General features: G+C 58.0%; 20 protein-coding genes. 13 read left to right on the forward strand and 7 right to left on the reverse strand.

Annotated features, from left to right (window positions below):
* Window positions 1–260 precede the first annotated feature (260 nt).
* Entirely contained in the window at window positions 261–941 is a 681-nt protein-coding gene (locus GTU67_RS12915) for an LOG family protein (RefSeq protein WP_488153843.1), read from the reverse strand.
* Between GTU67_RS12915 and polA the strand changes: the two genes are divergently transcribed.
* Together polA and GTU67_RS12925 are read left to right on the forward strand one after the other, a co-directional pair.
* Window positions 940–3,657 (forward strand): DNA polymerase I, encoded by a 2,718-nt coding sequence (gene polA, locus GTU67_RS12920; RefSeq protein WP_185780476.1) that lies wholly within the window; start codon window positions 940–942, stop codon window positions 3,655–3,657. The genes GTU67_RS12915 and polA overlap by 2 nt on opposite strands.
* A 65-nt stretch (window positions 3,658–3,722) precedes the next feature.
* Entirely contained in the window at window positions 3,723–4,508 is a 786-nt protein-coding gene (locus GTU67_RS12925) for a dienelactone hydrolase family protein (RefSeq protein WP_185780477.1), read from the forward strand.
* 199 nt (window positions 4,509–4,707) lie between these two features.
* Here GTU67_RS12925 and htpX read toward each other — a convergent pair whose 3' ends face one another.
* Complete coding sequence (gene htpX / locus GTU67_RS12930) at window positions 4,708–5,589, reverse strand: protease HtpX (protein WP_185780478.1); 882 nt, start codon at window positions 5,587–5,589, stop codon at window positions 4,708–4,710.
* Between the two features lie 186 nt (window positions 5,590–5,775).
* Between htpX and GTU67_RS12935 the strand changes: the two genes are divergently transcribed.
* Both GTU67_RS12935 and GTU67_RS12940 read left to right on the forward strand, forming a co-directional pair.
* Window positions 5,776–6,636 (forward strand): DMT family transporter, encoded by an 861-nt coding sequence (locus GTU67_RS12935; RefSeq protein ID WP_185780479.1) that lies wholly within the window; start codon window positions 5,776–5,778, stop codon window positions 6,634–6,636.
* A 102-nt stretch (window positions 6,637–6,738) separates the two neighbouring features.
* A complete protein-coding gene (locus GTU67_RS12940) occupies window positions 6,739–7,665 on the forward strand; it encodes a sulfurtransferase (RefSeq protein ID WP_185780480.1) in 927 nt (308 codons plus the stop codon).
* Window positions 7,666–7,679: 14 nt separating this feature from the next.
* Here the strand turns inward: GTU67_RS12940 and GTU67_RS12945 are convergent, their stop codons facing one another.
* Window positions 7,680–8,828 (reverse strand): aromatic ring-hydroxylating oxygenase subunit alpha, encoded by a 1,149-nt coding sequence (locus tag GTU67_RS12945; RefSeq protein ID WP_185780481.1) that lies wholly within the window; start codon window positions 8,826–8,828, stop codon window positions 7,680–7,682.
* A 202-nt stretch (window positions 8,829–9,030) separates the two neighbouring features.
* Here GTU67_RS12945 and GTU67_RS12950 point away from each other — a divergent pair, with 202 nt between their 5' ends.
* The 9 genes from GTU67_RS12950 to GTU67_RS12990 all read left to right on the forward strand — a co-directional run bounded on the left by GTU67_RS12950 (window position 9,031) and on the right by GTU67_RS12990 (window position 16,413).
* Window positions 9,031–9,309: an exodeoxyribonuclease VII small subunit gene (locus GTU67_RS12950; protein ID WP_093970779.1), complete on the forward strand. Its 279-nt coding sequence runs from the start codon at window positions 9,031–9,033 to the stop codon at window positions 9,307–9,309.
* A 5-nt stretch (window positions 9,310–9,314) separates the two neighbouring features.
* Window positions 9,315–10,232 carry a polyprenyl synthetase family protein gene (locus GTU67_RS12955; protein ID WP_185780482.1) on the forward strand — a complete coding sequence of 306 codons (918 nt, stop codon included), beginning with the start codon at window positions 9,315–9,317 and terminating at the stop codon, window positions 10,230–10,232.
* Window positions 10,233–10,305: 73 nt separating this feature from the next.
* On the forward strand, window positions 10,306–12,195 hold the full coding sequence (dxs, locus tag GTU67_RS12960) for a 1-deoxy-D-xylulose-5-phosphate synthase (RefSeq protein ID WP_185780483.1): 1,890 nt from the start codon (window positions 10,306–10,308) through the stop codon (window positions 12,193–12,195).
* Window positions 12,196–12,314: 119 nt separating this feature from the next.
* Window positions 12,315–13,121 (forward strand): GTP cyclohydrolase FolE2, encoded by an 807-nt coding sequence (folE2, locus tag GTU67_RS12965; RefSeq protein ID WP_185780484.1) that lies wholly within the window; start codon window positions 12,315–12,317, stop codon window positions 13,119–13,121.
* A 224-nt stretch (window positions 13,122–13,345) separates the two neighbouring features.
* On the forward strand, window positions 13,346–13,717 hold the full coding sequence (gene rpsF, locus GTU67_RS12970; protein WP_093970783.1) for a 30S ribosomal protein S6: 372 nt from the start codon (window positions 13,346–13,348) through the stop codon (window positions 13,715–13,717).
* 25 nt (window positions 13,718–13,742) lie between these two features.
* Window positions 13,743–14,060, forward strand: coding sequence for a primosomal replication protein N (gene priB / locus GTU67_RS12975; protein WP_185780485.1), 318 nt, complete (start codon window positions 13,743–13,745; stop codon window positions 14,058–14,060).
* Between the two features lie 97 nt (window positions 14,061–14,157).
* The gene (rpsR, locus tag GTU67_RS12980; RefSeq protein ID WP_185780486.1) at window positions 14,158–14,430 is read left to right on the forward strand and encodes a 30S ribosomal protein S18; all 273 of its coding nucleotides are present in this window, start codon (window positions 14,158–14,160) and stop codon (window positions 14,428–14,430) included.
* A 16-nt stretch (window positions 14,431–14,446) separates the two neighbouring features.
* Complete coding sequence (rplI, locus tag GTU67_RS12985) at window positions 14,447–14,902, forward strand: 50S ribosomal protein L9 (protein ID WP_185780487.1); 456 nt, start codon at window positions 14,447–14,449, stop codon at window positions 14,900–14,902.
* Window positions 14,903–15,042: 140 nt separating this feature from the next.
* The gene (locus GTU67_RS12990; RefSeq protein WP_185780525.1) at window positions 15,043–16,413 is read left to right on the forward strand and encodes a replicative DNA helicase; all 1,371 of its coding nucleotides are present in this window, start codon (window positions 15,043–15,045) and stop codon (window positions 16,411–16,413) included.
* A 4-nt stretch (window positions 16,414–16,417) separates the two neighbouring features.
* Here the strand turns inward: GTU67_RS12990 and pdxA are convergent, their stop codons facing one another.
* From pdxA to GTU67_RS13010, 4 genes are read right to left on the reverse strand one after another with little or no spacing between them, the layout of a single operon-like run.
* Window positions 16,418–17,446, reverse strand: a complete 1,029-nt coding sequence (gene pdxA / locus GTU67_RS12995; RefSeq protein ID WP_185780488.1) for a 4-hydroxythreonine-4-phosphate dehydrogenase PdxA — start codon at window positions 17,444–17,446, stop codon at window positions 16,418–16,420.
* A gap of 4 nt (window positions 17,447–17,450) precedes the next feature.
* Window positions 17,451–19,160 carry a PhoH family protein gene (locus GTU67_RS13000; protein ID WP_185780489.1) on the reverse strand — a complete coding sequence of 570 codons (1,710 nt, stop codon included), beginning with the start codon at window positions 19,158–19,160 and terminating at the stop codon, window positions 17,451–17,453.
* A 58-nt stretch (window positions 19,161–19,218) separates the two neighbouring features.
* Window positions 19,219–19,689: a peroxiredoxin gene (locus GTU67_RS13005; protein WP_185780490.1), complete on the reverse strand. Its 471-nt coding sequence runs from the start codon at window positions 19,687–19,689 to the stop codon at window positions 19,219–19,221.
* Window positions 19,686–20,135 carry an MTH938/NDUFAF3 family protein gene (locus GTU67_RS13010; RefSeq protein WP_185780491.1) on the reverse strand — a complete coding sequence of 150 codons (450 nt, stop codon included), beginning with the start codon at window positions 20,133–20,135 and terminating at the stop codon, window positions 19,686–19,688. Before GTU67_RS13010 ends, GTU67_RS13005 begins: the two co-directional genes overlap by 4 nt.
* Between the last annotated feature and the right edge of the window lie 81 nt (window positions 20,136–20,216).

The raw sequence follows: 20,216 nt of genomic DNA on the forward strand, positions 1-20,216 counted from the left end.
AGGAACCAGCGATTCCAGCGTCACCATCTCAAGCTCATGCTGATAGGCAGTAGGTTCTTTTAGCATGCCCCATTATGAACAAACCCTCGGTTTTACGCGAGGGTTTGTCAGCAATCTGAAAGGCCGCCCATGGGCGGCCTTTTTTGTAAACAGCTGAAGGGCTGGGGCGTAAGGTTGAGTCGGGGAATGCCATCCGACGAGATGGCATAACAACTTGACCCGTGATGCCTTTATTTGCTTGTAGCAGGGCGCTCCGCGCGTTATTCGGGGATGATGGCGGCGTACCCGAGTTCGTCGGCCCGGTCGGCCAGGAAGGTTTCAATTTGCTGCATGGCGACGTCGACATCGTCGGTCAGGGTCATCAGGGCAATATCGTTGGGGCCGATAAGGTGTTGGGTACTTAACGTGGCCTTGATCCAGTCGATCAGGCCGCCCCAGTAATCGACCCCCATCAAAATGACTGGCGCCGCAGGTACTTTACCGGTTTGAATAAGCGTCAGGACCTCGAAGAGTTCGTCGAGGGTGCCAAACCCGCCAGGCAGGGCAATATAGGCCGCGCTGTGCATGAAGAATGTGGCTTTGCGCGAATAGAAATATTCGAAACTGAGGCTGTGGGTTTGGAACACGTTGTTTTTGGTTTCGTGGGGCAGTTTGATATTTAACCCGATGCTGTGGCCGCCCGCATTGAAAGCCCCTTTGTTGGCCGCCTCCATGATGCCGGGGCCCCCGCCGGCGATAACGGGCAGCCCGGCCTTGGCCAGGCGGGTGCCAATGGCCTCGGCCAGGGCGTAGTAGGGGGATTCTGGTTTAATACGTGCACTGCCAAAAACGCTGACGCCCCAGCCAATTTCCTGAAGCATGTCGGCAGCCGTCTGCATCTCTGACATAATCACAGGGATCTGCCGGTCGACCGGCGTACGAACAAATTTATTGCTACTCATGAAAAAAACCTTGTTGCTTGTTGATGGTTCCAGTTATCTGTACAGAGCGTTTCACGCGCTGCCCGATTTGCGTAACGCCAAAGGTCAGCCAACCGGAGCCCTCTATGGTGTCATCTCAATGTTACGTAGGCTACCGCAAGATTACAAGGCAGATTACATGGCCTGTATTTTCGATGCCAAGGGCGGCACCTTCCGCGACGATATCTACCCCGAATATAAAGGCCACCGCCCGTCCATGCCCGACGACCTGGCGTCGCAAATCGAACCTATCCATCAGGCCGTGGCGGCCCTGGGCTGGCCCGTGCTGTCGGTTTCAGGGGTAGAGGCCGACGACATCATTGGCACCTTGGCCCATCGCGCTACGGGTCTGGGGGTGCACACCATCATTTCCACGGGCGATAAAGACCTGGCTCAACTGGTTAACGAACACGTCGAACTCGTCAACACCATGAATGGCGGGCGCCAGGATATTGCGGGTGTCATCGACAAGTTCGGGGTCAGGCCCGACCAGATCATCGACTTCCTGATGCTGACCGGCGACGCCGTCGACAACATACCGGGCGTTAACAAGGTCGGGCCCAAGACCGCCGCCAAGTGGCTGAACGAGTACGGTTCGGTCGACGAACTGGTGCGCAATGCCGACAAAATCAAAGGCGTGGCGGGCAATAATTTGCGCGAGGCCATTCCAAATTTCGATATGACGCGTCAACTTATTACGGTCAAGGTCGATTGCGATATTCCGTTCTTGTCCAACGATTTGTCCGACCTGACGCCCAAGCCACAAGACACCGAAACGTTGGTGCGCCTGTACGATGAATTCGGCTTTCGTACGTGGCTGCGTGAACTTACCGGCGACGAAGAGCGGGTGCCCGCGCAAGACAGCCGTGTGGCCGCCGACCCGCCACCTGCGCCGGTCGATGCCGATTACGATACCGTGCTCGACTGGAAAACATTCGATACCTGGCTCGATCTGATCAAGCAGGCTGATGTGGTTGCAGTCGATACCGAAACTACTTCGCTTGACCCCATGCAGGCGAAAATGGTGGGCATCTCTTTTGCGGTTGCGGCAGGTAAGGCGTGTTATATACCGGTAGCCCACCGCGGACCCGACCACGTCGAACAATTGTCACGCCCCGAGGTGCTGGAGCGTTTGCGCCCGTGGCTTGAAGATGCGGCGGCCGTCAAGTTGTTGCACAACGCAAAATACGACGCGCATGTTTTCATGAATCATGGTATTCGGGTGGCGGGTATTGCCGAAGACACCATGCTTCAGGCTTATGTACTCGAGTCTCATCGTCGCGTTAATTTGCAAGAGCTGGCCGAGCGGTGGCTGGGGCGTCAAGGCGTCAGCTACGAGTCGCTGTGCGGCAAGGGCGCCAAGCAAATCGGGTTCGACGAGGTCGAGGTCGAGAAGGCCTCGTTTTATGGCTCTGAAGATGCCGACTTTACCTGGCAGTTGCACCAGGCGCTACGGCCCAAGGTGTCGGCCGAAGGGCATTTAGATGATATTTACCGTTTGGAGGTCGAGGTTTCCGACGTCTTGACCACCATTGAGCGCAATGGCGTGAAAATTGATGCCGATGTGTTGGCGCGTCAAAGTCACGAAATTGGGCTGCAACTGCAAACACTCGAGGCCAAGGCCCACGAGCTGGCCGGCCAGCCGTTTAACCTGAACTCTCCCAAGCAGTTGGGAGAAATTCTTTTCGACCGCATGCAGCTTCCGGTGGTGCGTAAAACCGCCAGCGGCGCGCCGTCTACCGACGAAGATGTATTGACCAAGCTTGCGCAAGACTACCCCCTGCCGCAGGTATTGCTTGAGTATCGTGGTCTGGCCAAGCTTAAGTCAACCTACACCGACAAGCTGCCCAAAATGATCAATCCGGCCACCGGCCGCGTGCATACGCGCTATTCGCAGGCAGCTGTCATCACTGGTCGCCTGGCGTCGTCCGATCCCAACTTGCAGAACATTCCCGTCCGCACCGCCGAAGGCCGACGCGTTCGAACGGCTTTTGTCGCCGGCCAGGGCAAAATTGTGTCTGCCGATTATTCTCAAATCGAGCTGCGCGTCATGGCGCATGTGTCGGGCGACGAAGGGCTTCAAAAGGCTTTCGCCGAAGGGCAAGACATCCACCGGGCCACGGCCGCCGAAATTTTCAACGTGGCGCTCGACGCCGTCACTGCCGATCAACGCCGTTCGGCCAAAGCCATTAATTTCGGCCTGATCTACGGCATGGGCGAGTTTGGTCTGGCCAGCGCCCTGGGTATTACGCGTGACGCCGCCAAATCGTATATCGACCGTTATTTTTCGCGTTACCCGGGGGTGGCGCGTTACATGGAAGAGACCCGCGCCAAGGCACACGAGCAGGGTTATGTTGAAACTGTTTTCGGCCGTCGACTTTGGCTGCCCGATATCAAAGGGTCTAAGGGCCCCCGTCGTGCTGGCGCCGAACGCGCGGCTATTAACGCCCCGATGCAGGGCACGGCCGCCGACTTGATTAAAAAGGCGATGGTTGCGGTGCAGCGCTGGATCGTCGCCGAAAAACTGGCGACGTTGATGGTCATGCAAGTACACGACGAACTGGTGTTTGAAGTGCCCGAAAACGAGGTCGATGTATTGGTGTCGCAGTTGCCCGGCCTGATGTGCAATGTTGCCCAGCTGGCCGTACCTTTGGTGGCCGAAGTGGGCGTAGGCCCAAATTGGGAACAGGCGCACTAACCTGCAGGGTACAAGTTAATTTGTAGCGCACAAGTTTTGTAAACAGAATCTGAACAGGAGGAACAATGGCATTTTCACCCATCACGGGCGCTGCGCCCACCACAATTTACACCGACGGTGCGGGGCTGGCCTGTGGCGAGTTTCAGATGCCTACCTTCGACGGCACCATTACGGCTTACTACGCCAGGCCCGACGGCAAGCAGGGGGCACCGGTGGTGCTGGTCATCCAGGAGGTATTCGGGCTGCACGAGCATATTCGCGATGTGTGTCGCCGTTTTGCCAAAGAAGGCTACTTTGCAGTCGCGGTTAATCTTTTCGAGCGCCAGGGTGACTGCAACCAGTACACCGACGTGCCGACCCTGATCAAGGAAATCGTGTCAAAGGCTTCCGACGAGCAGGTCATGGCCGACCTCGATGCCAGCGTTGCCTGGGTGCGTGAGCAGGGTGGCGACACCGAGCGTCTGGCAGTGACCGGTTTTTGCTGGGGCGGGCGCATTACCTGGATGTACGCCGAGCACAACCCGGCGTGTCGTGTGGGCGCCGCATGGTATGGCAAGTTGGTGGTGGGTCATGGCCCGTTGCAAAAGCGTAACCCCATCGATGTGGCTAGTACTCTGAAAGCCCCTGTGCTGGGTTTGTATGGCGGGCAAGATGCCGGCATTCCGCTGGCCGATGTCGAGCGCATGCAGGCCGCGCTGGCCCAGGGTAACGAGCAAGCCCGCGCGTCGAAGATCATCGTCTACCCCGAATCGAACCATGCGTTTTATTCCGACTACCGGGGCAGTTACAACGAGCCCGATGCCAAAGACGCCTGGCAACGCACGCTGGCCTGGTTCGACACGTATTTGTAAGTAGGGGGCTCGCAGTCGCCGTCGGGGGCACGTTTGCCGCGGTGGCCCGCCCTGCAGTTCATTTCAGGTAGTCAACCCCGTGCTGTGTCTCTTGTGCCGGGTTTCGACAGACAATTAAAAACACCCCGAACGCTGGCTTGCGTGCCAACCTTCGGGGTGTTTTTATGGGTGCTTTTTTGCTTGGCGTTATTTTTGGTGCTTAAAGCGTTTGAGCGCTGCGCAAAGCACGAATACGGTCTTCGATAGGCGGGTGGGTCGAGAACAGCGCTGCAATACCGGCGCCGCCCGAAATGCCCGATGCTTCGAAGGACTTGGGCAATTCGCCGGGCTCAAGGCCGCCCAAACGCGCCAACGCTCTTACCATGGGCTCGCGTGCACCCATAAGTTTGGCGCTGCCCGCATCGGCGCGATATTCGCGCTGGCGCGAGAACCACGCCACAATAATAGATGCCAGCAAGCCAAACACAATTTCGCACACAATCACGGTCGCGTAGTAGCCCATACCGATATCGCGGTCGTTTTTCAGCACGACGCGGTCGACGAAGTAGCCGACCACCCGCGCCAGGAACACCACAAACGTATTGACGACGCCCTGAATGAGCGTCAGGGTGATCATGTCGCCGTTGGCAATGTGCGCCACTTCGTGGCCCAGCACGGCAGCCACTTCTTCTTCGGTCATGCTATCAAGCAGGCCTGTCGAGACGGCCACCAGAGCGTCATTTTTGAATGCGCCAGTGGCAAATGCATTGGGCGGGCCATCGTAAATGGCGACTTCGGGATGGCCAATGCCGGCGCGGTCGGCCAACTGATGCACGGTATCGACCAGCCAGGCTTCGCGGGCATTGGCCGGTGCCTGCGGGTTGATGACCCGCGCGCCAGTGCTTTGCTTGGCCATCCATTTACTTAGCAACAGCGAAATGAACGAGCCGGTAAAACCCACCAGTGCCGAAAAAATCAGCAGTTGGGTCAGGTCCAGGCCCTGGGTCGTCAGGTAACGCCCCACACCCAACACATTCATGGTGATGCTCAGCACGACCATGACGGCGATATTGGTGAGCAAGAAAAGGAAAATTCGTTTCATAGGGTGGATATCCTGCAGGATTGGAAAGTGACACCGCGATGTGGATTTTGACGTTCCATATAAGGGCCAAGTTCCGTATATCAACAGTGTCGGGCATTTAAAACTGAAAATTTCCTGAAAATAATTTTTTCCGGGCGGCTGTATAGTATCGCCTTTAATGTATTACCGGAACTATACCGCGCCATCATGCAGTCTTTATGGATGATTCTGGCTTGTGCCATGTTTGCAATTATGGGGGCATGCATCAAGGTAGCCGCGGAACTGGGCGTATCGCTTCCCCAGATTGTATTGTTTCGTGGCGTACCTTCTGTGGTGTTACTGCTCGTCTGGGCTATCTCGACGCACCGGCGGGTCTGGCCCAAAAGCCCAAAGCTGCATCTGTGGCGTAATCTTTCCGGCATTACCGCCATGTGGATGGGCTTTTACGCCCTGTCTCATTTGCCGTTGCCCACCGCGGTCAGCCTTAACTACACTTCTCCGTTGTTTATTACCGGGTATATGCTGGTGTGGGGCGGCGCGCGCAACGACTTTGTTCGTGCGGCGGCCGTTGTCATGGGGTTTCTGGGGGTGCTGGGCATTTTGCGGCCAAGCATTGGCGACGAACAGTTCTTCGCGGCCCTGATGGGCCTGGGTGCGGGGGCTTTGGGGGCAGTTGCCATGATGCAGGTGCGGCAACTGGGGCAGGCGGGCGAACCCGAGTGGCGCACCGTACTGGTTTTTTCGGCCTGCGTCTGCCTGACTGGCCTTGCGGTGCTGTGGGCCCAGGGTTGGCAACCTTTGTCCTTGAGTGCCTGGCTGGCTGCCATCGGGCTGGGCGTGTCCGGTTTGGTGGGGCAACTGGCCATGACGCGTGCCTTTGGCGCTGGCAAAGCGTTGTTGACAGCGGCCTTGCAGTACACGACGATTATCTTTGCGACCCTGCTGGGCGTTGTATTCTGGGATGAGCACCCCGACGTACTGGCCTGGCTTGGCATGGCGCTGGTTATTGGTGCCGGCTTGTTGTCGACATGGCGTACCTACACCGAAAGCAGGCGGCGGCCGGTATAACCCTATCGGCCAGTCGTTTTATTTTTGCGACGCGAGCACCATTTTGCCGATGATAATTTCCCCTGGGCCGCGTTTACCCCATCTACCTCTTAAAGGAATGCTATGCACGAGCTATTGATAGACGCCGCAACCCTGAAACCCCTGATTGAGTCCGGGCAATGTGTGGTGTTCGATGTCCGTCACGATTTGGCTGATCATTCGGCGGGGCGGCGTCAATACGAGCAAGGGCATATTCCAGGCGCTATTTTTCTCGACCACGAGCAAGACCTGGCGGCGCCCAAAACCGGTACTAATGGCCGTCATCCATTGCCCTCGCTGCAAACGTTCTCGGCGCTGATGCAAAAGCATGGGGTGCGTCCGGGCGTTCAGGTGGTGGTTTACGACGGCAGTACCAGTGCTTTTGCGGCACATTTGTGGTGGATGCTGCGTTGGGCGGGGCATCGACCAGTCGCCATCCTTGATGGTGGTCTGGCTGCATGGTTGACAGCAGGCTTTGCGCTCGAAACCGCCCAGATGCCCAATGCCGTCTCGCCTTCGTTGCAAGCACAAATCCAGCGCGCCGGTGTAACCCCGGGGGAAAACGGTGATCAGCGCTCCGTCGCGCAGGCGTCAGCTGCAGGTGCGCCGGCCATGCCTGCATTTTCGGCCGACGATGTGCTGGCTAATATTGGTCGGGGGCCCTATGTGGTGCTCGACGCACGTGCCGAGAACCGATTCCGTGGCGAGGTCGAGCCCATGGACCCGGTGGCCGGGCATATTCCGGGCGCTTTGAACCGCCCCAATAGTCTTAATTGCCAACCCGACGGGCGTTTCCGGCCCGCAGCCAAATTACGGGCAGAGTTCGAACAGTTACTGGGTAACACGCCGGCAGAACATGTCATTCACCAGTGCGGGTCTGGGATCACCGCGTGTCATAACCTGTTTGCCATGGAATTGGCCGGTTTGGGCGGGTCGAGCCTATACCCCGGGTCGTGGAGCGAGTGGTGCAGCGATGCATCCCGCCCCGTTGCCGTCGGGGCGGGCACCTGAACGTGGTTGGCGGGTTAGCCGCCCGCCATCATTTGGCGGTACCAGGTATGGAAGTGCATCATGCCGTCTTCCATGGGCGACTGGTAAGGTCCGGCTTCATTCACACCCCGCAGCATTAATGCTTTCCGGCCGGCGTCCATGCGTTCGGCAATTTCGTCGTCTTCAATGGCCGTTTCCATGTAGGCTGCGCGTTGCGCCTCGACAAATTCGCGCTCGAAAGCGACGATTTCTTCCGGGTAGTAAAACTCGACGATATTGACGGTTTTTTGCGGGCTGACCGGATGCAACGTAGACAGCACGACCACGTGCGGATAAAGCTCGATCATGTGCGTAGGGAAGTACGTGACCCAGACGGCCCCGAAGTCGGGCGTCTCGCCTGCCCGAAACTGCAGCAACTGGTCGTGCCAGCGTTTGTAGGTGTCGGAGCCTGGTTGTGCCAATGCATTGTGTACGCCGACTCGTTGCAGGCTATACCAGTCAGAAAACTCCCAGGTCAGGTCGTCGCAGGTAACGAACCGGCCCAGGCCAGGGTGAAACGGCCCGACATGATAGTCTTCAAGGTAAACCTCGATGAAGGTCTTCCAGTTGTAATTGCACTCGTGTACCTCGACGTGGTCGAGCACGTAATCACCGAAGTCGAATTCGGGCCGACTGAACAGCGGCGCCATATCAGATGCCGGGTTGCGAGGGCCCTCGAACAGCAGGCCGTGGCAGTTTTTCAGGGTGAACTTTTGCAGGTTCATGCACGGCGTTTTCGGAAACTGCGGTGCGCCCAGAAGTTCGCCTTGTTTGCTGTATGTCCAGCGGTGTACCGGGCAAACGATATTGCCGCCCGTGTCGCGCAGGTTGCCACGATGCGCAGCGGGTTGGTTTTGGGCGTCGGCGGCATCGAAGCCCAACATGACGGCCTGGCGGTGGCGGCAGACATTCGAGATCAGTTCTACCCCGGCTGTGTTACGAACCAGGGCGCGACCGGCGTGTTCGTGGGCAAGCGTGTACCAGTCGCCGGGTTCGGGTACCAGTTTTTCGTGCCCGACATACAGGGCAGAGTTTTTGAAAATACGGGCTTTTTCGCGAGCGAAGATGGTTTCGTCGAAGTAGCTGTCGACCGTTAGCTGCGATTGTGCCAGCGCGAATTGCGCTTCCCGACCAATGTCGGTCATGATTTGTCCCCCGCGTGGTTACTTACCAGCCAAATACATAACGGTTTTGGGGCTGGTGCGAAGAAAAAACGGACTGGCCGATGAAATTAAAGGGGGCATTGTACCTTAGTTTTTTGCTTTAAAAACAAGACCTACAGCCCAGTCCGGCCGTCTTGACCCGGCATCTCGTACAATCGCACTAATTCAATTCAGGAAACACAGAATGGCTGATCAATCTGCCGATTCGGCGCCGGGTGTGCGCAAACCGAAATCAGAACCGCTTCCCAAAGACTTCGAAACCGCACTTGCGCAGCTCGAAGCGCTGGTGGCGCAAATGGAAAATGGCGAGTTGCCGCTCGAGGCCTCGCTGGCGGCCTACGAACGCGGCGTCGAGCTCTCTAAAATCTGCCAAAAGCTGCTTGACAAGGCCGATGAGCAGGTCAAAGTCTTGCAAGGTAATTTGCTCAAGCCGCTCGACGACCGCGGCCCCGACGAGGAGTAATACCGATGCCTGTGACGCAACCGGCTTTCTCCGACTGGATCAAAAGTACTGCCGCTCATATCGAAACAGTAATCGACGAGTTCATGACCGAGGCAGATCAAACGCCCGAGCGTCTGCACGAAGCCATGCGATATGCCGTACTTGGCGGTGGTAAACGCATCCGCGCCGCCCTGGTCTATGCCGCCGGCGAGGCCTCGTTAAGCGCCGGCGCAAACCTGTCTTCGGCGCAGGCCAGTGCGCTCGATCACGCTGCCGCCGCAGTCGAGCTTATCCACGCCTATTCTTTGGTGCACGACGATCTGCCTTGCATGGACAACGACGACTTGCGTCGCGGGCGGCCCACGGTACACCGGCAGTTCGACGAGGCCACAGCCATGCTGGCCGGCGATGCCTTGCAGCCGCTGGCCTTCGAACTGTTGGCGCAAATGCCGGTTGCGCCGGCGCTGGTTGTGCAGGCGGTCGAATTATTAGCGCGCTCGGCGGGCAGTCTGGGTATGGCCGGTGGCCAGGCCATCGATTGCGCGGCGGTTGGCCAATCGCTCACGCAAGATCAGCTGCAGCTCATGCACACCATGAAAACCGGTGCCATGTTGCAGGCCAGTGTATTGCTGGGCGGGATTGTCGTGGGGGCGGGCTCTGCGGCGCGCGAGGGTCTCGAACGCTACGCAGCAGCCGTGGGGTTGGCTTTCCAGGTGGCCGACGATATTCTCGACGTCACCGCCGACACCGCAGTGTTGGGTAAAACGGCGGGCAAAGATCAGCAAGCCAACAAGCCAACGTATGTGTCCTTGCTGGGCGTCGACGGCGCGCGCGACTTCCTCGAAACTTTGCGTCTCGAGGCCCATGCCGCCTTGCGCCCGCTGGGCCCAACCGGGCAGCGTTTGGCCGAGATCGCTGACTACATTGTGGGTCGCGACCGCTAATTCACGATGGCGCGCCCGGCAACTCATCTAAAATAGGGGGCCTAATGGCGCCCGACGCCGGATTTTTATTCGTATGACTTATCCCGTTCTAGAACAGATCAATTCGCCTGCCGACTTGCGAACGCTCGAACCGCGTGCCCTGACGCAAGTCGCCGATCAGTTGCGCGCGTTCATCTTGCAGTCGGTAGCCAAAACCGGTGGCCATTTGTCATCCAACCTGGGTACGGTCGAACTGACCGTTGCCTTGCATTACGTGTTCAACACGCCCGACGACCGTATCGTCTGGGACGTCGGCCATCAATCGTATCCGCACAAGATTCTTACCGGCCGGCGCGAAGCCATGGCGCAGTTGCGCCATTTCGGGGGTATTTCGGGGTTCCCCAAACGTAGCGAATCGGCGTACGACGCCTTTGGCACAGCGCACTCGTCAACGTCAATTTCCGCTGTGCTGGGTATGGCGGTGGCGTCTCGCAACCTGGGCAAATCCGGGCGCCAGCACATTGCCGTTATTGGCGATGGCGCAATGACGGCGGGCATGGCTTTCGAAGCCCTTAACAACGCGGGCGTCACCCCAGGCGTCAATGTGCTGGTCATTCTCAATGACAACGACATGTCCATTTCGCCGCCCGTGGGCGCGCTTAATCATTACTTTGCGCGTCTGATGTCCGGCCGCTTTTATGCGGCGGCAAAAAACATGGGCCGCGCGGTATTGCAGCACATGCCGCCAGTGCTCGAGCTGGCCCGGCGTGTCGAAGGGCATGCCAAAGGGTTGGTTTCGCCAGCCACTTTATTCGAAGAGCTGGGTTTCAATTATGTCGGCCCCATCGATGGTCACGACCTCGATGCCTTGTTGCCCACGCTGCAAAACCTTCGCCAGTTGGGCGGCCTGCAGTTTTTGCATGTGGTGACCAAAAAAGGGCAGGGCTACAAACTGGCCGAAGCCGATCCGGTGCTGTATCACGGGCCCGGCAAGTTCGACCCTTCGGTGGGTATTCAAAAGTCCAAAGCGCCCGCTCGTCAGACATTTACGCAGGTTTTTGGTCGTTGGCTGTGCGATATGGCGCGTCAAGACGACCGTCTGGTCGGCATCACGCCGGCCATGCGCGAAGGGAGCGGCATGGTCGAGTTTCATCGCGAGTTTCCCGAACGCTATTTCGATGTGGGCATTGCCGAGCAGCACGCGGTCACGTTTGCGGGCGGCGTCGCGTGCGAGGGGCTCAAGCCCGTTGTGGCTATTTATTCGACGTTTTTGCAACGCGGCTACGACCAGCTCATTCATGACGTGGCTTTGCAAGACCTCGACGTTACGTTTGCACTCGATCGGGCGGGGCTGGTTGGGGCCGATGGCGCCACGCATGCCGGCAACTACGACATCGCCTTTTTGCGCTGTATTCCTAACATGGTTATCGCCACGCCGTCCGACGAAAACGAGACGCGGCTGTTGCTCAGCACCTGTTATCACTACAACGGGCCGGCGTCGGTACGTTACCCGCGCGGGGCCGGTTGCGGCGCCGAAGTCAGCAGCGCGCTCGACACCGTCGAGATCGGCAAGGGCCGGTTGCTGCGTCAAGGGCGCCGTATTGCCATTTTGGGTTTCGGCACGCTGGTGCCCGCTGCACTGCAAGCGGCCGAGTCACTCGACGCCAGTGTTGCCGACATGCGTTTCGTCAAGCCGCTCGACCATGCCCTGGTCGATGAACTGGTCGCGTCGCACGATGCCTTGGTCACCCTCGAAGAAGGCGCCATTATGGGCGGGGCGGGCAGTGCAGTTCTTGAGTATCTCAGCGCCAAAGGCGTTCAAGTGCCTGTGCTGCAGCTTGGGTTGCCCGACGAGTTCATCGATCATGGCGATCAGGCCCTGCTGCTCAAAATGCAAGGGCTCGATGCCGACGGTATCGTTCACGCAATTCGACAACGCTTTCCAGAATTCGACTTTGTCCAGGACAAATTGGTGTCACGCTAATCTGGGTCAAAAACCTGTCGAACTCAGGGGTTATGCTCGACAGGGGGCTGATCTGCAGGGTAACGTATAGGCGTTGCTTATTATTGTCCCGGGTCGCCGGGCTTCATACAGGTTGAATAATGAACTCTATTACTGATTCCGCCGCAGTCATGCCCGACGTCCAAAGCTCGGCCGATACGCGCCGTATGCCGATTCAGCGCGTAGGGGTTCGGGGTGTTCGTCACCCCATGCTTGTTAGTTCCGGCACAGGGGGTCAGGCAATGCCCACCGTGGCCGACTGGGAGCTCACCGTGGCGCTGCCTGCCCACGAGAAAGGCACACACATGTCGCGTTTTGTGGCGCTCCTCGAGCAACATCGCAGCACGCCCATGACACCGCAATTATTTTGCGACATGGCGCAGGCCATGCTGCCGTTGCTTAACGCCGAAAAAGGTGATATCCGCGCACGGTTTCCTTACTTCATCGAAAAGGTAGCGCCTGTATCGCAGGTGGCCAGCCTGATGGACTACGAAGTCAGCTGGAAGGCTACTGCCACGGCCGACGACGTCCTCTTCGAACTGCGAGTTTTGGTGCCGGTGACCAGTCTTTGTCCGTGTTCAAAGGCCATATCGCAGTATGGCGCCCATAACCAGCGCTCTCACGTTACTGTCGACGTCGTATTCGACAACCCCACGCAAATCGATATCAACGCCCTTATTCAGGGTGTCGAACAGCAGGCTTCTTGCGAGTTGTGGGGTTTGCTTAAACGTGGCGACGAAAAGTTTGTCACTGAACGCGCCTACGAAAACCCCAAGTTTGTCGAAGACCTGGTTCGCGATGTGGCAGTACGTTTGCAAAGCATCGAAGGTGTCCAGCGCTTCCGCGTCGAAGCCGAAAACTTCGAGTCCATTCATAACCACTCGGCTTATGCTGTTGTAGAAGGTTAAGCAGCCTGCGCTTTTACGGCGCGGGTTGTACAAAGCCTACAGCTATGCCCCGGTTTTTGCCTGCTACTGGCGGGTAAAAGCCGGGGCATGCTATTATTAGCGGTTTCTTGCTCGACTTTGCTTTTCGGGTTTACGCATTTTAATGCAACTACCCGGTGGCCAGGCGGGCTGCCCCTTTTGTTGCTATCGCAGGCAACAAAAGCCATCCACAAGGAGTATCACTTATGCGTCACTACGAAGTAGTGTTTATTGTGCACCCCGATCAAAGCGAGCAAGTGCCCGCCATGATCGAGCGCTACCAGGGTTTGGTTACAGGTAACGAAGGCAAAATCCACCGCCTCGAAGACTGGGGTCGTCGTCAACTGGCTTACCCCATCCAGAAGCTGGTCAAGGCCCATTACGTGTGCATGAACATCGAGTGCAACCAAAGCACCCTCGACGAACTCGAACACTCGTTCCGCTACAACGATGCCGTTCTGCGTCATCTGGTCATCAAGACCAAAAAAGCCGACACCGCGCCTTCCGTCATGATGAAATCTGTCGAGCGCGAAGAAGCACGCAAGTCCAGCAACGACGCTGCGGCCGACGCCGAGTAAAGGCGCGTAGCGCGCAGGCAAGCGGGTGAATCAGGTTTCTGTTACCGCCAGTGTGCTTGAAATCAAGCCATTGCGTTATACCCCGGCTGGGGTTCCGGTCACCGAACTGACATTGCACCACGAGTCCGAGGTGGTAGAAGCAGGGGCGGCACGCCGCATCCAGTTTTCCATTCCGGCAGTTGCTCTGGGCGATATCGCCTTGCTGGTTTCGCAAACGCCTTTGGGCGTTGAATTGGCAGTACAAGGTTTTTTGGCCCCGGTTAAAAAAGGGGCGTCAAAACTGGTGTTGCACATACAGCAGGCGTCACGCGTTCATGCAGGCGGGGCCCTGGCTACCGTCTAGCATCGTTGATGTAAATCGTTTCGCACGGGCGCACAAGCGGCTCGATGCATAATTAATACCGATTGGGCCTCAGGCCCAAGCACTCAAGAGGCACATTATGGCTTTCTTCAAAAAAGGCAAAGAAAAACGCAAGTTCACTCAGCAAAACCCACTGTTCAAGCGCCGCAAGTTTTGCCGCTTCACAGCTGCTGGTGTAGAACAGGTCGACTACAAAGATCTCGATACCCTGCGTGATTTCATCCAGGAAAACGGCAAGATCATTCCTGCCCGCCTGACCGGCACCAAGGCTCACTACCAGCGTCAGCTCGACACCGCTATCAAGCGTGCGCGCTTCCTGGCATTGTTGCCTTACACCGACAACCACAATTAATCCGAGGTTAATCGTCATGCAAGTCATTCTGCTCGAAAAAGTCAGCAACCTGGGTAACCTCGGTGAAGTCGTTCGTGTTCGTGACGGCTACGCCCGTAACTACCTGATCCCTCAAAAAATCGCTCGCCGTGCTACCGAAACAGCACTGAAAGAGTTCGAAGCACGTCGCGCCGAACTCGAAAAGCAGCAGGCTGAGCGTCTGGCTGCTGCACAGGCAACCGGCGAGAAGCTCAACGGCTTCCAGCTGGGCATGTCCCAAAAAGCGGGTGTTGACGGCCGTTTGTTCGGTTCCGTAACCACCATGGACATTGCTGCTGCGTTGCAAGAAGCCGGTTTCGCCGGTGTGGTCAAGTCGCAGGTTCGCCTGCCCGACGGCGCCATCAAAGCCGTGGGCGAGTTCCCCGCCCAGGTTGCGTTGCACGCCGACGTGGTCGTCGACATCACAGTCAACGTTGCAGGCGAAATGGTCTAAAACCAACGCACACAATGCTGTCTGTACGGGCCGGCCATGGTACATTCTGACCTCTCGGTTTGTACTTGGCCTGCCAATCAAAAAGCCGGTGCATACCGGCTTTTTGCTTTTCTGTTTCTCACTGGGTTTTTGTCTTGGAAATCGCGCGTCCTACGGGTGATGCACAGCTAGATTATTTGCGTGTGCCGCCTCACTCTATCGAAGCCGAGCAATCGGTGCTGGGTGGCTTGCTGCTCGACAATGCGGCCTTCGACCGCATTACCGACGTGGTCGGCGAAGATGATTTTTATCGCTTCGATCATCGCATTATCTGGCAGCACATTACGCGGCTTATCGGCCTGGCGCGCCCGGCCGACGTCGTTACTGTATACGAGTCGCTGAGCAGCGCAGGCAAGGGCGAAGAGGTTGGCGGGCTGGCCTATTTGAACGCTTTGGCGCACAACACGCCGTCGGCGGCCAATATTCGCCGCTACGCCGAAATCGTGCGCGAACGCTCAATGTTGCGCAAGCTGGTGTCGGTGGCCGACGAAATCGCGGCCGCCGCGTTCAACCCGCAAGGCAAAGAAGCCCGCCAGTTGCTCGACGAGGCCGAGTCGCGTGTTTTCCAGATCGCCCAAGAGGGCGCCCGGGGGGCCACCGGCTTTCAAGAGATCCAGCCATTGCTGACCCAGGTGGTCGAGCGCATCGACGAGCTCTATCACCGCGAAGGCGGCTCCGACATTACCGGTGTGCCAACCGGTTTTTCAGACCTCGACCGCATGACGTCGGGCCTGCAGCCGGGCGATCTTATTATTGTTGCGGGCCGCCCGTCTATGGGTAAAACATCGTTCTCGATGAACATCGGCGAGCATGTCGCTATCGAGCAGGGGTTGCCGGTTGCCGTGTTTTCAATGGAAATGGGCGCCGTGCAGCTGGCCATGCGTATGGTGGGTTCGGTCGGCATGCTCGACCAGCACCGTATGCGTACCGGCAAGCTGACCACCGAAGACTGGCCACGCCTTACTCACGCGGTTCAGCAGGTTCAAGAAGCGCAAATTTATATCGACGAGACACCCGCGCTCAGTTCTATGGAAGTGCGCGCAAGGGCGCGACGCCTGGCGCGCCAATGTGGCCAGTTAGGCCTGATCATTATCGACTATATGCAGTTGATGTCGGCCAATTCGGCCGGTGAAAACCGCGCGACCGAAATTTCAGAAATCAGCCGCTCGCTCAAAGGCCTGGCCAAAGAGCTTAACTGCCCCCTGATTGCTTTGTCGCAGCTCAACCGAAGCCTTGAGCAGCGCCCTAATAAGCGCCCCGTCATGAGCGACTTGCGCGAATCAGGGGCTATTGAACAAGATGCCGACTTGATCTTGTTTATTTACCGCGACGAAGTCTACAACCCCGACTCGCCCGACAAGGGCACAGCCGAAATCATCATCGGCAAGCAGCGTAACGGGCCTATTGGCACGGTACGTCTTACGTTCCAGGGCGCCAGTACTCGCTTTCTTAACTTTTCGTCGGGCTTGTAAGCCGTTACGGGGCAGCGGGCGTCAGGGCTATGGCCATATTGAAAGCCGCCCGCAACGAGCCGGCATCGGCCAACCCCTTGCCGGCAATGTCGTAGGCGGTGCCGTGGTCGACACTGGTGCGGATAAACGGCAGCCCCACGGTAACGTTTACCCCTTCGTCAACCCCCAGGTACTTTACCGGTATCAGGCCCTGGTCGTGGTATTGCGCGACCACAATATCAAATTCGCCGCGACGTGCGCGCATGAAAATGGTGTCGCCCGGCCATGGGCCGGTGGCATCGATGCCTTCGGCGCGCGCTGCGGCAATCGCCGGTTCGATGATGTCGATGTCTTCACGGCCAAATTTGCCTTGTTCACCGGCATGAGGGTTTAGCCCCGCTACGGCAACTTTCGGGTGTTTGATACCCGCGTGCCTGCAGGCGTCGTGCGCCAGCCGGATGGTTTGCAGCTCTTTGTCGATACTTAACGCCGGGCTGACCTGAGCGAGCGGGATGTGAATGGTGACCAGGATCACGCGCAGTTCGGTGTTGGCCAGCATCATGGCGTAATGGCGAGTGCGTGTGCGGTCGGCCAGGATTTCGGTGTGCCCGGGGTAATCGATGCCCCCCAACTGCATGGCGGCTTTGTTTAGTGGTGCGGTCACAATGGCCCGCAAATGCCCGGCCAGCGCATTGTCTATGGCCTGGCACAAGTATTCGTAGGCTGCGCGCCCGGCATCGCCGTTAAGTTGGCCGGGTTGCAGGGTAGCGGGCAACGGCTGGTGACGGTTGACCACAACGATGGTGCCCGGGTTCATGGCCGCCTGGGCATGGGTGATATCGGCCACTGCTTTTACCGACAGGCGCGCGCCCAGGCCGGTTAAATCAAGCGCTTTTTGCATGACGCCCGCATCGCCGTATACAACAGCAGGGTGCAGCGTGCCGGGTTCACCCAACAGGCGGGCAATGATTTCCGGCCCGACGCCGGCCGCATCGCCCATGGTGATGCCAATGGGCAGTGCGGCGCGGCTGGCCGGGCTTGGGGTGGTGGCCATGCCTTTACAACGCCTCGCTTGCGTAATCGGCCAGGCGGGAGCGTTCGCCACGTTGCAGGGTAATGTGGCCCGAGTGCGGCCAGCCCTTGAAGCGGTCAACCACGTAGGTCAGGCCAGAGCTGCCTTCGGTCAGGTAGGGCGTGTCGATTTGGGCAATATTGCCCAGGCAGACAATTTTTGTACCGGGCCCGGCTCGCGTCACCAGCGTTTTCATTTGCTTGGGCGTCAGGTTCTGCGCCTCGTCAATGATCAAGAACTTGTTCAGGAACGTGCGACCCCGCATGAAGCTCATGGACTTGACCTTGATGCGCGACCGAATTAATTCCATGGTGGCGTTCTTGCCCCAGTCGGGCGTGTTGCCGTTGCTGACGCCGTCGGTGTTTGCACCTAGCTGCAGCACTTCAAGGTTGTCTTCCAGCGCGCCCATCCAGGGCAGCATTTTTTCTTCTTCGGTGCCGGGCAAAAAGCCAATTTCGTCGCCCACCGGCACTGTGGCGCGCGTGATGATGATTTCGGTGTAGCGGCGGGTTTCGAGTGTTTGGGTGAGCCCGGCAGCCAGGGCGAGCAAGGTTTTGCCCGTACCGGCCTGGCCCAGCAGCGAAACGAAGTCGCAGTCGGGGTTCATGAGCAGGTTCAGGGCAAAGTTTTGTTCGCGATTTTTGGCGGTGATGCCCCAGACATTGTTTTTGCCATGGCTGTAATCGCGTAGCGTGGCCAGCACGGCCGTTTTGCCGCTGACCTCTTTAACCTGGGCGTACAGGGGGAGCTCGCCTTCAAGGTAGACGAACTCGTTGACGATGAGCTGTGCGCACAACGGCCCTTTGATGCGGTAGTAGGTGGTGCCGCCTTGCTGCCACGATTCGACATCTTTGCCGTGTTTAACCCAAAAGTTTTCGGGTAAGGGCATGACCCCTTCGTACAGCAAGTCGGAATCGTCGATGACGTGGTCGTTGTAGTAGTCTTCGGCCGGCAGCCCCAACGACAACGCCTTCAGGCGCATGTTGATGTCTTTTGAGACGAGAACGACTTCGCGTTTGGGGTGCAGTTGCTGCAAGGCGTGCACCACCCCCAAAATGACGTTGTCGGCTTTACCGGAGGGCAGGGCAATAGGCAGGTCGGACGACAGCGCTGTTGTCTGGAAATGCAAGGTACCCAGCGCTTCCTGGTTGCCCAGCGTGTCAAGAACGAGCCCGTTGGCCAGGCTCTTGTTTTCGGCGACCAGCCCGTCAAGGTAGCGGCTGACCTGACGCGCATTCCGGGCGACCTCAGACATCCCCTTTTTCTGGTGATCAAGCTCTTCGAGCACCAGCATGGGCAGGAAAATATCGTGCTCTTCGAACTTGAACAAAGAGTTCGGATCGTGCAGCAGTACGTTGGTGTCAAGCACAAACAGTTTGCGTTTTTCTATGGCCAGACGTGGCTTCTTTTTGCTGCGCGTGCGGGCCGAGACGGCGGTGTCGGCATTTGCGCCATTGCCGGTGTTGCGCACTGCAACGCTGGGTGCATCAGGCGTTTCGGGGGCAGGTATGCCCAGGGGCGGCTGCCCGTGACTGTTGGACGCGGGTGCTTTGGCGGCAGGCTTCGTGGCTTGCTTGCGCGCCTTGGGCGTCGTCGGCGGGGCCAAGGGAGCGGTCTCGGCCATTTCGTAGGCATCGAGGTCGTTGGTGACTTTTACCAGGGTGCCCGGATGGGTCGGCAACTTGGGTAGCGGCATAAATTAAGAGCTCCTGGGCAATGGGCTAGGGCATGTAAAACAGGGCGACGTTGTGGTGTTAGCGCGCCGCTTCGGTGACAGCCTGCAATACCTGGTCGACATGCCCCGGTACGCGCAGACCACGCCATTCTTTGACCAACACCCCTTTTGGGTCGATCAGAAATGTGCTGCGCTCAACACCGCGTACCTGTTTACCGTACATGTTTTTCATTTTCATGACGTCGAACAGGGTGCACAGCGTTTCGTCGGGGTCGGAAACCAGGGCAAAGGGCAGCGATTGCTTGCCGGTAAAGTTGTCGTGCGACTTGAGGGAGTCGCGTGAGACGCCAATGATCTGGCAGTTGGCGGCTTTGAAGTTTTCGAGCTGGTCGCGAAAATTTTGCGCCTGGGTTGTACAGCCCGGGGTGCTGTCCTTGGGGTAAAAATACAAAACCGTCCATTGGCTCAAAAAGTTGTTCTGGGTGATTTCACCTTGCGTGCTTTGCGCGGTAAATGCAGGAACAGCGTTTCCGATAGTGACAGAACTCATTGTGACTCCAGAGGCAAAAGGGCGGCGACAACGCGGCGGCCTTCGGCCATTAAGATGTTGTAGGTGCGGGCGGCGGCTTGCGTGCTCATGGCTTCAACGCCGATACCCAGTTCCAGTAAGGGGCGTGTAACGGCCACCGGCAAAAAATGCTGGTGCTGGCCCGTGCCCACCAATAAAACCTCGGGGGCGTTGTCCGGGCGGCGTTGCCGGCCTTCGGGTTCGTCCAGAAAGTCGAGCGGGTTGGTTGCGGCCGGGGTTAATCCGGCGATCGTCATCAGCTGGGCGCCGGTAATGTCTTTGACGCCCGATGCCTCCCAGCGCCTGACTTCGCCTTCCGGCCAGAAAAACACCGCATGGTTGTACGTGACGGCGTTGATTTCGATGTAGTCGTCGCCGTAGGCCGTAATGGTGTTAAGCGCCGGATTCGATTCTGCTTGTAGTTGCACAGTAAAAAACTCCCGAATTCAGGCTTGATCATAGCGCAATCGTGCGTGGGTGCAGCGCAGGCGCCGGGACATCATTTTTCG

It is taken from the genome of Pusillimonas minor (assembly GCF_014237865.1).
GTDB classification, from domain to species: Bacteria; Pseudomonadota; Gammaproteobacteria; order Burkholderiales; family Burkholderiaceae_B; genus Neopusillimonas; species Neopusillimonas minor.

Bases quoted from the DNA above. Each gene is read 5' to 3' on its own strand.
- rplI (WP_185780487.1), top strand. From the start codon at position 14,447: ATGCAAGTCATTCTGCTCGAAAAAGTCAGCAACCTGGGTAACCTCGGT.
- GTU67_RS13005 (WP_185780490.1), bottom strand. From the start codon at position 19,689: ATGAGTTCTGTCACTATCGGAAACGCTGTTCCTGCATTTACCGCGCAA.
- rpsF (WP_093970783.1), top strand. From the start codon at position 13,346: ATGCGTCACTACGAAGTAGTGTTTATTGTGCACCCCGATCAAAGCGAG.
- dxs (WP_185780483.1), top strand. From the start codon at position 10,306: ATGACTTATCCCGTTCTAGAACAGATCAATTCGCCTGCCGACTTGCGA.
- GTU67_RS12935 (WP_185780479.1), top strand. From the start codon at position 5,776: ATGCAGTCTTTATGGATGATTCTGGCTTGTGCCATGTTTGCAATTATG.
- GTU67_RS12945 (WP_185780481.1), bottom strand. From the start codon at position 8,828: ATGACCGACATTGGTCGGGAAGCGCAATTCGCGCTGGCACAATCGCAG.
- GTU67_RS12925 (WP_185780477.1), top strand. From the start codon at position 3,723: ATGGCATTTTCACCCATCACGGGCGCTGCGCCCACCACAATTTACACC.
- GTU67_RS12955 (WP_185780482.1), top strand. From the start codon at position 9,315: ATGCCTGTGACGCAACCGGCTTTCTCCGACTGGATCAAAAGTACTGCC.
- GTU67_RS12915 (WP_488153843.1), bottom strand. From the start codon at position 941: ATGAGTAGCAATAAATTTGTTCGTACGCCGGTCGACCGGCAGATCCCT.
- rpsR (WP_185780486.1), top strand. From the start codon at position 14,158: ATGGCTTTCTTCAAAAAAGGCAAAGAAAAACGCAAGTTCACTCAGCAA.
- htpX (WP_185780478.1), bottom strand. From the start codon at position 5,589: ATGAAACGAATTTTCCTTTTCTTGCTCACCAATATCGCCGTCATGGTC.
- GTU67_RS12940 (WP_185780480.1), top strand. From the start codon at position 6,739: ATGCACGAGCTATTGATAGACGCCGCAACCCTGAAACCCCTGATTGAG.
- polA (WP_185780476.1), top strand. From the start codon at position 940: ATGAAAAAAACCTTGTTGCTTGTTGATGGTTCCAGTTATCTGTACAGA.
- GTU67_RS12950 (WP_093970779.1), top strand. From the start codon at position 9,031: ATGGCTGATCAATCTGCCGATTCGGCGCCGGGTGTGCGCAAACCGAAA.
- pdxA (WP_185780488.1), bottom strand. From the start codon at position 17,446: ATGGCCACCACCCCAAGCCCGGCCAGCCGCGCCGCACTGCCCATTGGC.
- GTU67_RS13000 (WP_185780489.1), bottom strand. From the start codon at position 19,160: ATGCCGCTACCCAAGTTGCCGACCCATCCGGGCACCCTGGTAAAAGTC.
- folE2 (WP_185780484.1), top strand. From the start codon at position 12,315: ATGAACTCTATTACTGATTCCGCCGCAGTCATGCCCGACGTCCAAAGC.